The following is a 14999-nucleotide window of genomic DNA, read 5'->3' on the forward strand; positions in this document are numbered from 1 at the left end:
ATGTATTCCGGCGATCATCATTTTTCTTGGAAAAATAAAGGAGTTCGCGTTGCTCTAGTTTTTTGGAGAAGTTAAATGCTGTAGAGACATGCATTACACCAAATTTTGCAATGTCTGAAATGGTGGCGCCTTCTAGGTGGAAGGCGATCCATAAAATATGGTGCTCATTAATATTTAACTCATAAGGTTTAATCCATTGTTGCCAATCTTTTTCAACTGCTTTCCATAATGCTTTAGACATTTGGGCTACACGTTGATTAAAGATCATTGCATCTTTACGTGAAATGTTTTGCTCTGCCATCGGGGCACCTGCTTTCTTTCAATCTTTTTTTTATTATACCAAAAAAGTAACAAATAAAAAAGACGGAATAATAAAATAATTCAGACTGTGTGTAAGTGCCTACAGAATACAGTCGCAAGGCATGACAATATTCTGCAGCCTCTCCTTACACGTTGATCAGCAAGGTGATTGAACTGATACGTTGAGGGAGTGAGAAATCATTAGCGAGTGCTGAATGATTTTTCAAGATCTTCAAGCGCTGTTTGGATCGCAGATATTTCTTTTTCTAATCGTTTCTTGTTGTGCTCTGTGGAGCGCTTCCAGTCCTCTACAGAATCTTTCATTTCTTGTACAGTCCCAGGTACAAGCTCTTTTGCGTCTTCTGATAAATCGGTAACAGAATCTTTTAGGTCTGCTACTTTACCTTTTACGTCTTTCAACTTATCTTTCATTTCAAGGGAGACGGATTTTACACTCGAGCGCAATTCGCTACCTGCTTGTGGAGTAGAGTACAGTACGGCAATAGCTGAAGTCACAGCACCTGCTGCTAGGCCAATAAAAAATGTAGATGCTTTCATAAAGAAAACACTCCTTTTTCAGATTATTATATTATTAAAACATGCAACCTACAGATGGGCAATAGGTATCGGAAAATTATTATTCAAATTAAAGTATTTTCTTGGATTAAGTATTAAAAACCAATGAATAGGGTAGTGGAAAGTATACCGTTTCGCTACGTTACAGGTGGACGCGTTCCGGAGGTCTGCGGTGAGCCGACCGGTCGCAAGGCTCACCTGTCGGGCAGATCCTTCCGGAGTCGTCTGGCACTTCGCTTCACTAGTGTTTCCTACTGTAGTGAAAGTCATTGCGAAGTGCGGCTATCGCGAACATCAGCGTAGCGTAGGAAGCACATTTTTGCTGTGAATCCCCGTCCGCACAGACTAAACAGTTTCCCTTTGAACAATTAATCTTGTAATCTTTTTTTAATGCCACTTGCTATTTCAGAAAGAACTTCTATTGGGAACTGTTCTACTTTTGAATTGAAGTCTACATGCAGACCGTCCGACTTGTCGTAGCGTGGGATGAGGTGCATGTGGAAATGGTATACGGATTGGCCTGCGAATGATCCGTTGTTTTGCAAGAGATTCAAGCCTGCAGGTCGGAACTCTTCTTTTAATGCATTGGCAATTCTAGGTGCTACTTTAAACAAATTAGCTGCTTCATCTTCTGTTAACTCATACAAATTTTCACGATGCGTTTTAGGAATTAAAAGTACATGCCCTTTTGTTACAGGCATAATATCCATAAAGGCAATGACGTGGTCATCTTCATACACTTTTTCGCCCGGGATTGTTCCTTCTACAATTTTGCAGAAAATACATGAGGTCATTTCTACACTTCCTTTCATGTTTGGATGTATTGTAGCATATTTTCTGATAGTTAACGAAGGCATAGAAAGCAATTTCACAAATTCTTTGCTAAAATGAAAAGGAAGATTGGAGGAAATATAATGGCAATCCTAGAACTAGAACACGTAACAGGTGGGTATACACGCAAGCCGGTTTTGCACGATCTTTCATTCAAGATTGAAGAAGGTGAATTGGTTGGCTTGATCGGATTAAATGGTGCAGGTAAAAGTACAACTATCAAGCATATTATTGGTGTGATGAATCCACTTCACGGGACGATTACGATTGATGGTGCGACGTTTAGTGACAAAGCGCATTATCGTCAGTCATTCAGTTATATTCCAGAAACGCCTGTGCTATACGAAGAGTTGACTTTGCAGGAACATTTGGAACTGACAGCGATGGCTTACGGATTGGACAAGCAGCAGTTCGAAATTCGTACAGAGCAGTTGTTAAAAGAATTTCGTATGGAAAAACGCTTGAAATGGTTTCCAGCACACTTCTCCAAGGGTATGCGACAAAAAGTCATGATTATGTGTGCGTTTCTCGTAGAACCGAAATTATATATTATTGATGAACCATTCGTTGGGTTGGATCCACTAGCGATCCGTGCATTACTCGATCAAATGATTGAGCGTAAAAAAGCAGGTGCGTCGATTTTGATGTCTACACACGTCTTAGCAACGGCGGAGAAATATTGCGATCGTATTATTTTGCTACATGAAGGTCGTGTGCGTGCGAATGGAACGATGGATGATTTGCGCAAAGCATTCGGGCGCCCAGGTGCTACATTGGATGATTTATATATCGCGATGACTGAGGAATCTGATCATGAACAGCATGCATGATATTTGGGGTCAACGTTTCTTTCATTATGTCAATGAATTACAGAAATATATGCGCTATGTATTTACAGGGCATTTAGCTATTGTTTTCATGTTCGCCATCGGGGCTGGTGGGTACGCGTATAGTGAATGGCTGAAAGAAGTACCCCAAAGCTTTCCTTCCGTATGGGTTGTAGCAATCGTCCTTGCATTACTTCTAATGAAAGCCGCTCCAACAACGTTGTTGAAGCCCGCGGATATTGTCTATTTTTTGCCGTTAGAGGATCAATTACCGAATTATATGAGACGCTCCTTAACATGGTCAACGTTTTCGCAATTGCCGTTGCCATTGATTGCGATGATCGTAGCGTTACCTTTATTGAAGGCGACTGAAGTGGGGACAGGCATTGATTATTTATTGGTCATATTGCTGATTGTCGCAATAAAAGGCGTCTATGTACGAACGGAATTTAATGTGCGTATCGCTAATGATGAATTTATCTGGCCGGACCGAATTCTTCGTTTGGCACTTGCGTTTTTAGTTATTTATTTCGGTTTGCTATGGAGTCCAGCGTTCTTTTTTGTAGGTGTTTTAGTAGCTATTCTTTACGCGAAATTTTGGGAAAAGAAAGCGAGTCAATTTCCATTCCCGTATGAACAGTTTATCGAATTGGAACAAAATCGTATGATGCGTTTCTACCGCTTCGCCAATTATTTCACAGAAGTACCGCATTTGGTCGGCTCTGTAAGTAAGCGGAGTTGGTTAACGTTCGCTATGAAACGTTCGACGTTTAAGCGTCGTGATGTGCAGTCTTATTTAGTCGTCCGTACATTTATTCGAACGGACGACACGTTTTGGCTCTGGCTAAGGCTCACTGCCCTATCCGCTTTGGGGGCGTTTTTGATTCCACTACCCATCGTTTCTTTCATCTTCGTCGGCGTCCTAGCATTTGCGACGGCTGTGCAGCTTATCCTTGCGTTAGAAGGTGGAGTCGAATTCACCATGGATCAGCTGTATCCGGAAGAGCAAGAAAAATCTCAGAACAAAGCTGTTCGCTCGCTAGTTAGAAAGTTGATTTGGCTACAAGCGGTCATCCTTTTACTAGCTGCCTTGCCTCTTTACGGACTAAGTCTCATACCAGTGCTCATTGCACTTATTGCATTGATTATTGGAGAAGCGACTATCCGTTTAACTAAGGAGCAAACAAAAGAGTTTTGATGCGAAACTGTGAATTTTGAATAAACGACTGAATTATCTGAATATATGTACCTACTTGATAGCGAGTTAGTTGTGTGGAAGTAATTCAAAAGTTCGAATAGTTAGTTTTGTAGTTGCAATTCATGTTTCATTGCATATATAATTACTAAAAGGTATCAGGGGTGAGAGAGATGAACAATAACAACTCATATGCTGAATTTTTAAAAGCCGTAGGGAATAACAGTACTTCTCTCCAGGCAGAAAAGCTACTGAACGAAATTTATTGGGATCTATTTCTGCAACACATTCACAGAGAGCAAACGCAAGCCCGTATCATGAACCTTATCGACGATGCTTTGGATCGCAATGACAAAGAAGCATTTGAACTTTACACACAAAAATTACTCGACTTTTCAGAAGAAGAATATCAACTTGAAATGAACACAAACTAGCAAAAACACTGCACATTAATCCTGTGCAGTGTTTTTTTGTCGTGGACGGAGTGAAGAAGATACTCCACCTAGCGTTTTTTTAAATCACGAAAGGGTATTGTGAAATACATACTATGAATTCAAAACGTACGTTCGTTAAAACTTTGGAAAAAGCGCTCGCTGTGGTAAAATAGAATGACTAGGTGTTTTAGAATAGGAGTGAAAGCAATTGAATGAAACATTTCAATTAGAGGCACCATATACACCACAAGGAGATCAGCCTAAAGCGATTGCTAGCCTTGTTAGGGGGCTAAGGGAAGGGAAGAAACATCAAACATTACTAGGTGCCACAGGGACAGGTAAAACGTTCACTGTTTCTAATGTCCTTACAGAAATTAACAAACCTACACTGGTCATTGCACATAATAAAACATTGGCCGGTCAATTATATAGCGAGTTCAAAGAATTTTTTCCGAATAATGCAGTAGAATATTTCGTTAGTTTTTATGACTTCTATCAACCAGAAGCCTATGTACCGCAAACGGACACGTATATCGAAAAGGATTCTTCTATCAATGACGAAATCGACAAACTTCGGCACTCCGCCACAAGCTCGTTATTCGAACGAAATGACGTTCTCATTGTGGCATCCGTATCGTGTATTTATGGTCTCGGTTCACCGGAAGAATATAACGAAATGGTGTATTCATTGCGTACAGGTATGGAAGTCCCACGTAATGAATTATTACGCAAATTAGTAGACATACAATACGAACGCAATGACATCAACTTCACGCGTGGTACATTCCGTGTCAGAGGAGATGTAGTTGAAGTCTTCCCAGTTGCCCGCGATGAGCGGTGTATTCGTCTGGAGTTTTTCGGAGATGAAATCGAGCGGATTCGTGAAGTGGACGCGTTGACTGGAGAAGTTATTGGAGATCGCGATTCTTCCCAGGCTCCCACTTCGTTACGCGTGAAGAAAAATTGCTAAAAGCGATAGCCAATATAGAAATTGAACTAGAGCAACAATTAAAGTATTTGCGTGAAAACGATAAATTACTTGAAGCACAACGGTTAGAACAGCGTACACGCTATGATCTAGAAATGATGCGAGAAATGGGATTCTGTTCTGGTATTGAAAACTATTCTAGACACTTAACGCTGCGTGAGGCGGGCGCAACACCTTATACGTTGTTAGATTATTTTCCGGACGACTTTTTAATCGTAGTCGATGAAAGTCACGTCTCGTTGCCGCAGATTCGCGGAATGTATAACGGAGACCAAGCGCGTAAGAAAGTGTTAGTGGAACACGGTTTCCGTTTACCATCTGCATTAGATAACCGTCCATTGATGTTCGAGGAGTTTGAAGAACATATTAATCAAGCGCTCTATATTTCCGCTACTCCAGGGCCTTACGAAATCGAACATACCGATAAAATGGTAGAGCAAATTATCCGTCCAACAGGATTATTGGATCCAGTAATTGAAGTGCGTCCAATCGAAGGGCAAATTGATGATTTATTAGATGAGATTCAATTGCGTATCGAGCGTAATGAGCGTGTATTAATTACTACACTTACGAAAAAGATGTCCGAAGACTTGACGGATTACTTGAAAGATATTGGCATCAAAGTGCAGTATCTTCATTCTGACGTTAAAACGCTTGAACGGACGGAAATTATTCGAGAATTACGATTAGGTACGTATGATGTGCTCATCGGTATTAACTTATTGCGAGAAGGAATCGACATACCGGAAGTTTCATTAGTTGCGATTTTAGATGCGGATAAAGAAGGATTTTTACGTTCAGAACGTGCGTTAATTCAAACGATTGGCCGATCTGCGCGGAACTCGGAAGGTCGTGTCATTATGTACGCTGATAAAATGACCGATTCGATGACTAAAGCGATTAATGAAACAGCGCGTCGCCGTGAAATTCAGATGGCTTATAATAAAGAACATAGTATTACACCGACAACGATTAACAAACCGATTCGTGAAGTGATCCGTGCGACAAAAGTTGCGGAAGAAACAGAGACTTATTTACAACGAATTACAGACGGCAAGAAGCTCACGAAAGATGATAGAGAATTATTGATTATGAAGTTGGAAAAAGAGATGAAGGAAGCAGCGAAAGCCCTAGACTTCGAAAGGGCTGCCGAGTTACGTGACACAGTCATAGAACTGAAGGCAGAAAGGTAGATGTCCTAATGAAAAATAAAGAACTACTAATACAAGGAGCGAGAGCCCATAACTTGAAAGACATTACAGTCAAGATTCCACGTGATCAATTGGTTGTACTTACGGGTCTATCAGGTTCGGGTAAATCTTCTCTTGCTTTCGATACGATTTACGCGGAAGGACAGCGACGCTATGTAGAGTCTTTGTCTGCTTACGCGCGTCAATTCCTCGGGCAAATGGATAAACCAGATGTTGATTCAATTGAAGGATTATCTCCTGCAATATCAATTGATCAGAAGACGACAAGCAAAAACCCGCGTTCCACAGTTGGTACTGTGACGGAGATTTACGATTACTTACGTTTATTATACGCCCGAGTTGGAAAGCCTTTCTGTCCGATTCATGGGATTGAAATATCTACACAAACAGTCGAGCAGATGGTCGATCGTGTAGTAGAACTTCCAGAGCGTACGAGAATTCAAATTTTGGCACCGATTATTTCACAACGTAAAGGAACACATGCAAAGTTAATAGAAGATATTAAGAAGCAAGGCTATGTACGCGTCAGAGTCAATGGAGAGACGATTGATTTAGATGACAATATTGATCTAAATAAAAATAAGAAACATACAATTGAAATCGTCGTTGACCGGATTGTGATGAAAGAAGGTGTGGAAACGCGTCTGAGTGATTCACTAGAATCCGCGTTACGGCTAGCGGACGGAAATGTCATTGTGGACGTCATCGGAGAAGAAGAATTGTTTTTCAGTGAGCATCATGCATGTCCGATGTGCGGATTTTCTATCGGTGAACTAGAACCGCGGATGTTTTCATTCAACAGTCCATTTGGCGCTTGTCCAGAATGTGATGGACTCGGGATGAAACTCGAAGTAGATCCGGAATTGGTTATTCCAAATCCAGAACTGACACTGAAAGAGCACGCGATTGCGCCTTGGGAACCGACTAGTTCGCAATATTATCCTGAATTGTTAGCGACGGTTGCGAGTCATTATAAAATTGATATGGATGTACCGATTGGTGAATTAGCGGATGACGATGTGGAAAAGTTATTGAAAGGTTCCAGTGAAGAAAAAATTCACTTCCGCTATACGAATGAATTCGGTAATACACGCGACAGTAATATATTTTTTGAAGGTGTGTTGCGTAATATAGAACGACGCTATCATGAAACATCTTCAGATTATATTCGCGAACAAATGGGTAAATATATGACTGAGCGGCCGTGTCCTTCTTGTAATGGCTATCGATTGAAGGCAGAATCACTTTCGGTAGTAGTCGATGGGCAGCATATCGGGAAAATTACGGAACGTTCGATTGTGGAAACGGTAAAGTTCTTTGATCAATTGAAGCTATCTGAGAAAGATGCACAAATTGCCGATATGATTTTAAAAGAAATTACAGAACGTTTAGGGTTTTTGATTAATGTAGGATTGGATTATTTGAACTTATCTCGCGCAGCAGGCACCTTATCCGGTGGGGAAGCACAGCGAATTCGTTTAGCTACTCAAATCGGTTCGCGGCTAACAGGCGTGTTGTATATTTTAGATGAGCCATCAATCGGTTTGCATCAACGGGATAATGATCGTCTCATTGGGACGCTTCAGAGTATGCGTGATATTGGCAATACATTAATTGTTGTCGAGCATGATGAAGATACGATGATGGCGGCGGATTATTTAATCGATATTGGTCCGGGTGCAGGCGTAGCAGGCGGTGAAATTGTCGCTGCTGGAACACCAGCGAAAGTGATGAAGAATAAGAAATCATTAACTGGACAATATTTAAGTGGAAAGAAATTCATTCCGCTACCTGTTGCACGCAGACCACGAGATGAGCGCAGTATTATTGTCAAAGGTGCAGCGGAAAACAATCTAAAGCGAATTGATGCGGAATTCCCTTTAGGTCAATTCATCGCAGTGACGGGCGTTTCTGGTTCGGGGAAAAGTACGTTAGTGAATGACATATTGCATAAAATATTAGCGCAGAAACTGAATCGCTCGAAACAAAAACCGGGCAAGTTTGACAGTGTCACGGGAATCGAACATTTAGAAAAAGTCATCGATATTGACCAGTCGCCGATTGGACGGACACCACGATCCAATCCAGCAACCTATACAGGTGTATTTGATGATATTCGTGATGTTTTTGCGATGACTAATGAAGCGAAAGTGCGTGGCTATAAAAAAGGTCGATTTAGTTTCAACGTTAAAGGCGGACGCTGTGAAGCTTGTCGTGGGGACGGAATTATTAAAATCGAGATGCACTTCTTACCGGATGTCTATGTACCTTGTGAAGTATGCCACGGTAAACGCTATAATCGCGAGACACTAGAAGTCGTCTATAAAGGAAAAAATATTGCCGACGTATTGGCGATGACAGTGGAAGATGCAGTTGTATTTTTCGAGAATATCCCGAAAATTCATCGCAAGCTACAAACGATTGTTGATGTAGGTCTTGGCTATGTGCAACTAGGACAACCAGCGACTACATTGTCTGGTGGAGAGGCGCAACGAGTGAAGTTAGCGTCTGAACTGCATAAACGTTCAACTGGAAAATCATTCTATATTCTGGATGAACCGACAACCGGTCTACACGTCCATGATATTGCGAAGTTGCTAGAAGTGCTACAGCGACTAGTAGATGGCGGTAATACGGTGCTCGTTATTGAACATAATCTAGATGTCATCAAAACTGTAGATCATATTATCGATATCGGTCCTGAAGGTGGAGATAAAGGTGGAGAGATTGTAGCTACCGGAACACCAGAAGAAATTGCAGAAGTGAAAGAATCCTATACAGGAAAGTATTTGCATTCCATACTTGAAAGGGATCGCAATCGTATGAAAGAACAAATCAAGAAAACAGTAAAAAAATAAGAAAATGAAACTTTTTGCAATCGCAACCGTATAAATAGATAGAAAAAGAACGGATTGTTCAAAACGAGGAGGAATCGCGACATGCAAAATGAACGTAGACGAATACTTACTTTGCTAGAAGAAGGAAAAATTACTGCAGATGAAGCGTTGAAATTATTGGAAGCCATAAGTAAAGAATCTGAACCCGCAATAGAAGAAGATAAGCCGTCAGCAGACGACTTTTTCGAAGATATCCGTAAAGAATTTATGACTGCGGGAGATCGCTTTATGCAGTTTATGGATACAGCAGTTCATCGTGTGAAAGAGTTTGATTTTGAAGCGCCTTTCAGCAAGTCAGTAGCTTTTACGCACGTAGAGCAAAAGTCGGCAGAAGATATTGAGGATATTATTATTCATATAGATCATGGAGCTGTAGAAATGCATCCGTCAGAAGATGATGAGATCACAGCGAAGTTTTCTGTTAAGCATTTCAACAATGATTCTGAAGCGGAAGCGCTAAGTCAGTTCCTAGATAAATTATTGTTTGTAAAAGACGGCAAGAAATTACGAATCAGCAGTGATTTGAAAATGTTGCAAGTAAATCTTCAACTGTATGTACCAGCCAAACTGCATGGTAAGTTATCTGTTCGTTTATTGAACGGTGGCTGTTCGGTTGAGGGAATCGAGTGTAATGAGTTACGCATCAAAACAGCGAATGGGAAAATAGAATGTGCAGCTATCAAATTTGATGAGGCGGATATTCAAACAGCGAATGGTATGGTGCGTTTACTAAAAGTACACGGCAATAAATTAGAGACGGAAACATTGAATGGCCGTGTTTATGTAGATGGAGAGTTAGTCGATATTGAAGCGAAGTCATTAAATGGTAATGTTACGTTGACTACTACTTCTGCTAAGGCTAGAAGTTTAGATGCGAAATCCATTAGCGGTGCAGTTGAGCTTTATTTCCCTTCTTCTTTAGCGGTTAAAGGGGAAATTACATCCAATATGGGTAAGCTCGACTTACAGCTAAAAGATGTGTCACGTGTAGAAGAACAAGAGCAGTTTTTACACCGCACGATTCGTTTTAGTAAAACGGTTGAGGCTGAAGAACAGACGCCAATTACGGTTGTCGGTGAGTCCAAAACAGGTTCTGTGATGGTTCGCTATAACTCTGTTGAACTATAAGTCACAACATTAAACACCTGCCCGCCACTGAATGAAGTGGTGGGGCAGGTGTTTTTTTACTTTGTGTATAACCAACAAAGGATGCCGAATGTTAATGCGCGTGCACATTGCAACTGATAGTCTTTGTTTTGTAATAGCGCGGCTTCTGTTTGATTGGACATGAAGCCACACTCGGCGAGAATAGCGGGCATATGGGTATCACGCAACACGGCAAAGTCTGCTTTTTTTACTCCTCGATATCAATGCGCTTTGTACAGCGGAGGCGAGTACGACTGAACTTTTGCTAGCTTGCGGATAAATATACGTTTCAATTCCTTGCGCTTGATGCCATCCTTCACCGTAAGCATTCGCATGAATCGATACAAACGCATCTGCACGCAATCGGTTGGCAGTTGCCGTTCGTTCCCATAACGGCACGTCTCGTGAAGTCTCATGTGTATAGTGCACGTCGATTCCTTGTGCGCTTAAAAACTTACCGACCCAGTTTGCCACTACAACATTAAAATGAAATTCACGAAGCTTGCCGTCAGGTGTTCGCTTGCCAGGTGTTTCCGGTCCATGGCCCGCGTCAAGAATAATTAGTGTCAATTTTGTCCACTCTCCTTTATCCTCTATATAGGTGAAGTTTTGAAAAAGAATACAAGAAGCATTCTATTTCATTTCTTTTCCTTCATGTTAAAATAAAAAATAGATGAATAGCTATGTAACGGAGAAAGTAGGGAACTTTATGAATGAACTGACAGTGGAAGATATTATGAATCGATTCGGATTGGAATTGATCGCGGGACATGGTGGAATTCACCGACATGTACATATGAGCGATATTTCAAGACCAGGTCTTGAGATGGCTGGTTACTTTGATTATTATCCATCCGAGCGCGTACAATTGATTGGTCGCAAAGAAATGTCGTTTTTGGAAACGTTACCAGCTATTACGCGCAGAAAAAGATTGGAACGTCTTTGTTCAGACAAAACACCTGCGTTTATTATTGCGCACGGTGAAGAAGGTCCAAAAGAGCTAGGCCAATTGGCGGAAGAGAAAAACATTCCCGTATTGCGTACAGATTTCAAGACGACTCAATTCTCGGGTATGTTGACGAATTACTTAGTTGGTCAGTTGGCGCCAATGACGACGGTTCACGGCGTGCTAGTGGATGTCTATGGTGTAGGTGTGTTAATTACAGGAGGCAGTGGTGTAGGGAAAAGTGAGACGGCTTTAGAACTCATTAAAAAAGGACATAGACTCGTTGCGGATGATTCAGTAGAAATTCGTCAAGTATCCGAAAATGTTTTGATAGGTACGTCACCTAAATTGCTAAAACATATGTTGGAGATTCGCGGTGTAGGCATCATTGATTTGATGACATTATTTGGCGCGAGCTCGGTAAAAGCTGATAAACGTGTGTTGTTAGTCGTTGATTTGGAAATTTGGGATGAGAAAAAACATTATGATCGTCTCGGAATCGATGAAGAAAAGATTGAAATATTGGATTCGCAAATTACGAAATTGTCCGTACCTGTTCGACCTGGTCGGAATATTGCGGTCATTATCGAAGTCGCGGCGATGGATTACCGTATGAAGCGTCTTGGCCATAATGCAGCGGAGAAATTTACGAAGCGTTTAGATCAAGCCATCGCAGAGAACGCGGGATTACTAGAAGAAGAGGGGCGCGACTAAGTGAATGTATCTTTACTAGCGATTAATCCTGTAGCGATTAGTATAGGCAGTTTAGAAGTCCGTTGGTATGGTATTCTGATTGCTTTAGGGATTATTTTAGGTTTTATGGTAGTGCAAAGGGAAATGCTAAAGAGAGGCATGCATCCTGATTTTCTGACGGATATGCTCATTTGGGCCATTCCGATTGCCATTATAAGTGCGCGGATTTATTACGTTATGTTCTCTTGGGATTTCTATCGCGATCATCCGGAACAGATCATCCAAATTTGGAATGGCGGGATAGCGATTCATGGCGCGCTCATTGGTGCGTTCATTACTGCAGCGATCTTTTGTAAAAAGCGTGGCGTGTCGTTTTGGAAAGTCGCGGATATTACAGCGCCCGGTTTATTGATTGGTCAAATTATCGGTCGTTGGGGCAATTTTATGAATCAAGAAGCACACGGCGGTCCAGTTTCGGAAGCGTTTAAAGAGAGCACGATTATTCCGGACTGGATTATGAATCAAATGACGATTGATGGTATCACTTACCACCCAACGTTTTTATACGAATCGTTATGGAATGTCGTTGGGCTGATTTTGATATTGGTCATACGACGCGCAGTCAAGATGAAGCGTGGAGAAGTGTTTTTAGTTTACGTTATCTGGTATTCAGTCGGTCGGTTCTTTATAGAAGGTATGCGGACGGATAGTTTGTATGTGATCGGAAGCTTGCGTGCAGCACAGGTAGTTTCTGTAACGGGTGTTGTGATTGGAATTGCATTCATACTCTATCGTCGGTATGTCTTGAAAGTGAAAGAAAGTTATGATGACAAACGCAAATAAGATACCGTTAGCGAGCACGCTACGTAGCGGTTTATACATCGGATTAAAAACGACATGGTCATTAGGGAAAATCATTTTTCCAATTACGTTACTTATTACGATTTTGCAGTTCACACCGATTCTTCCTTGGTTAGTAGAGTTAGTCGCTCCAATCATGCATTTATTTGGTTTGCGCGGCGAGGCGGCTGTGCCAATTGTGCTTGGCAATACGTTGAACTTATATGCGGGGATCGCAGGAATTATTTCGCTTGAGCTGACAGTTAAAGAAGTGTTCATCATTGCGGTGATGATCAGCTTTGCACATAATTTATTTATCGAGACGGCTGTTGCATTAAAGGTCGGTGTAAAGTTATGGCTAGTGATCGCAGTTCGACTTGGGCTGGCGGTGGCGGCGGGTATACTGATCCATTTATTTTGGACGGGTGGCACAGAAATCGCGCAATATGGATTGACACCGCAAGTACAAGTGGTACCAGAAGGATTTTGGCAACTATTCCTACTAGGAGCGGAAAAAGCGGCTTTTGGCGTATTGCAGTTAGCGCTAATTGTCATTCCGTTAATGCTTTTTGTGCAGTTCATTAAAGATCGAAATTATTTAGAACGTTTTTCAAAAGGGGTTTCACCATTTACGAAGTTAATCGGTGTGAAACCGAATGCTTCCATGACGCTTGTTGCTGGGTTATTAATCGGTCTCGCTTATGGAGCCGGTGTGATGATTCAGGCGGTACAGGAAGACGGTGTTTCCAAACGGGATATTACATTGGCCTTTATTTTCTTAATGGCATGTCATGCGGTGATTGAGGATACACTATTATTCTTACCACTTGGCATTCCGATTTGGCCGTTATTGATCATCCGGCTTGTAACAGCTATCGTATTGACTGTGACGGTCAGTATCCTTTGGAAACAGCCAAAAGAGAAGGAGGAGACCGTTTTTGACTAAACAACCTATTACTACATTATTATTTGATTTTGATGGAACATTAGCAGATACCAATGAATTAATTATTTCTTCATTCCGCCACGTCCTGGAAGAACATTTTCCAGGAAAATTCGAGCGGCAAGATATTTTGCCGTTTATAGGGCCGACATTACATGACACATTTTCATCTGTTGCACCTGAGATGGCTGAGCAATTAATTCGCGAGTATCGTGAATGGAATATAGCGAATCATGATGCAATCGTTACGGAATTTGAGGGAGTGACAGATACTCTTCGTCAATTACATGCGCAAGGTGTGAAAATGGCGGTTGTATCTACGAAGAAGCGTGACATGGTCGAAAGAGGATTAAACTTATTAGGCCTTACAAAGTATTTTGACACGGTTATCGGGCTTGATGATATAACGAATCCAAAACCGAATCCTGAGCCTTTAATGCTTGCTTTAAAGAGGCTAGATAGCAAGCCGGAAGAGGCTTTAATGATCGGCGATAACTTTCACGATATTCTAGGTGGACAAAATGCCGGCGTACGAACAGCTGCGGTTGCATGGGCTTTAAAAGGGGAAGACTATTTGCAGACGTTTAAGCCGACTTTCATGCTGCGTCATATGTCAGATCTACTTTCATTGATTGAAGGAGAGCAACTATGAGACGGACGGAGCGTTATCCATCTAAAGGCGAAGCGAATTCTCTTTGGCATATTTACCGTACAGTGTCTATTTTCAAAGTAGCAAAAAATTTCATCATCATCCAAATCGCACGGTACACACCTTTCGTTTCTTGGAAAAACGTCTTATACCGTCTGTTTCTTCGAATGAACGTAGGAAAGCATACTGCATTTGCATTAATGGTCGTACCGGATGTCATGTTTCCAGAACGAATATCTGTTGGTAACAACTCGATTATCGGTTTCAATTCGACCATTTTAGCGCATGAATATTTAATTGATGAATACCGTATTGGAGATGTAGAAATCGGTGACAATGTACTGATTGGAGCCAATACAACGATTTTGCCAGGTGTAAAAATAGGGGACGGAGCCATTGTTTCTGCTGCTTCGCTTGTGAATCGCGATATTCCTGCAGGTTGCTTTGCAGGAGGCAATCCCGTACGCGTCATTTATTCAGCTGAAGAAATGCGATTGCGAGCGGCGAAGGACGACAAATGAAT

Annotated in this window: 13 protein-coding genes and 2 pseudogenes; 11 read left to right on the forward strand and 4 right to left on the reverse strand. The window is 41.5% G+C overall.

Annotation, left to right across the window (positions count from 1 at the left end):
• From ORD22_RS09195 to ORD22_RS09205, 3 genes are all read right to left on the reverse strand, one after another.
• A partial coding sequence (locus ORD22_RS09195) for an HTH-type transcriptional regulator Hpr (protein ID WP_411567638.1) occupies nt 1-301 on the reverse strand: 301 nt, incomplete at its 3' end.
• Nucleotides 302-501: 200 nt separating this feature from the next.
• Nucleotides 502-858 (reverse strand): YtxH domain-containing protein, encoded by a 357-nt coding sequence (locus ORD22_RS09200; protein WP_317645650.1) that lies wholly within the window; start codon nt 856-858, stop codon nt 502-504.
• A 386-nt stretch (nt 859-1244) separates the two neighbouring features.
• Nucleotides 1245-1670: an HIT family protein gene (locus tag ORD22_RS09205; protein ID WP_317645652.1), complete on the reverse strand. Its 426-nt coding sequence runs from the start codon at nt 1668-1670 to the stop codon at nt 1245-1247.
• 120 nt (nt 1671-1790) lie between these two features.
• On the opposite strand from ORD22_RS09205, the gene ORD22_RS09210 reads away from it, so the two are divergent.
• From ORD22_RS09210 to ORD22_RS09235, 6 genes and pseudogenes are all read left to right on the forward strand, one after another.
• Nucleotides 1791-2537, forward strand: coding sequence for an ABC transporter ATP-binding protein (locus ORD22_RS09210; protein WP_317645653.1), 747 nt, complete (start codon nt 1791-1793; stop codon nt 2535-2537).
• Nucleotides 2521-3732 (forward strand): ABC transporter permease, encoded by a 1212-nt coding sequence (locus ORD22_RS09215; RefSeq protein WP_317645654.1) that lies wholly within the window; start codon nt 2521-2523, stop codon nt 3730-3732. Before ORD22_RS09210 ends, ORD22_RS09215 begins: the two co-directional genes overlap by 17 nt.
• A 170-nt stretch (nt 3733-3902) precedes the next feature.
• On the forward strand, nt 3903-4163 hold the full coding sequence (locus ORD22_RS09220) for an IDEAL domain-containing protein (RefSeq protein ID WP_317645655.1): 261 nt from the start codon (nt 3903-3905) through the stop codon (nt 4161-4163).
• Between the two features lie 208 nt (nt 4164-4371).
• A pseudogene (gene uvrB / locus ORD22_RS09225) lies at nt 4372-6344 on the forward strand (excinuclease ABC subunit UvrB).
• A gap of 8 nt (nt 6345-6352) precedes the next feature.
• Nucleotides 6353-9220 carry an excinuclease ABC subunit UvrA gene (uvrA, locus tag ORD22_RS09230; protein ID WP_317645656.1) on the forward strand — a complete coding sequence of 956 codons (2868 nt, stop codon included), beginning with the start codon at nt 6353-6355 and terminating at the stop codon, nt 9218-9220.
• 81 nt (nt 9221-9301) lie between these two features.
• Entirely contained in the window at nt 9302-10387 is a 1086-nt protein-coding gene (locus ORD22_RS09235) for a DUF4097 family beta strand repeat-containing protein (protein ID WP_317645657.1), read from the forward strand.
• A 56-nt stretch (nt 10388-10443) separates the two neighbouring features.
• On the opposite strand, the pseudogene ORD22_RS09240 reads toward ORD22_RS09235, so the two are convergent.
• Nucleotides 10444-10975: pseudogene (locus tag ORD22_RS09240) on the reverse strand (N-acetylmuramoyl-L-alanine amidase family protein).
• Nucleotides 10976-11114: 139 nt separating this feature from the next.
• On the opposite strand from ORD22_RS09240, the gene hprK reads away from it, so the two are divergent.
• Genes hprK through ORD22_RS09265 form a run of 5 tightly spaced genes read left to right on the forward strand, consistent with a single transcriptional unit; the run spans nt 11115 to nt 14997 of the window.
• Entirely contained in the window at nt 11115-12065 is a 951-nt protein-coding gene (gene hprK / locus ORD22_RS09245; RefSeq protein ID WP_317645658.1) for an HPr(Ser) kinase/phosphatase, read from the forward strand.
• A complete protein-coding gene (gene lgt, locus ORD22_RS09250) occupies nt 12066-12887 on the forward strand; it encodes a prolipoprotein diacylglyceryl transferase (RefSeq protein ID WP_317645659.1) in 822 nt (273 codons plus the stop codon).
• Nucleotides 12871-13830 (forward strand): nucleoside recognition domain-containing protein, encoded by a 960-nt coding sequence (locus ORD22_RS09255; RefSeq protein WP_317645660.1) that lies wholly within the window; start codon nt 12871-12873, stop codon nt 13828-13830. The genes lgt and ORD22_RS09255 overlap by 17 nt, the downstream gene beginning before the upstream one ends.
• Nucleotides 13823-14479 carry a pyrophosphatase PpaX gene (ppaX, locus tag ORD22_RS09260; protein ID WP_317645661.1) on the forward strand — a complete coding sequence of 219 codons (657 nt, stop codon included), beginning with the start codon at nt 13823-13825 and terminating at the stop codon, nt 14477-14479. Before ORD22_RS09255 ends, ppaX begins: the two co-directional genes overlap by 8 nt.
• Entirely contained in the window at nt 14476-14997 is a 522-nt protein-coding gene (locus tag ORD22_RS09265) for an acyltransferase (protein WP_317645662.1), read from the forward strand. The genes ppaX and ORD22_RS09265 overlap by 4 nt, the downstream gene beginning before the upstream one ends.
• Nucleotides 14998-14999 lie beyond the last annotated feature (2 nt).

It is taken from the genome of Sporosarcina sp. GW1-11, assembly GCF_033088395.1.
In the GTDB taxonomy this organism is placed as follows: domain Bacteria; phylum Bacillota; class Bacilli; order Bacillales_A; family Planococcaceae; genus Sporosarcina.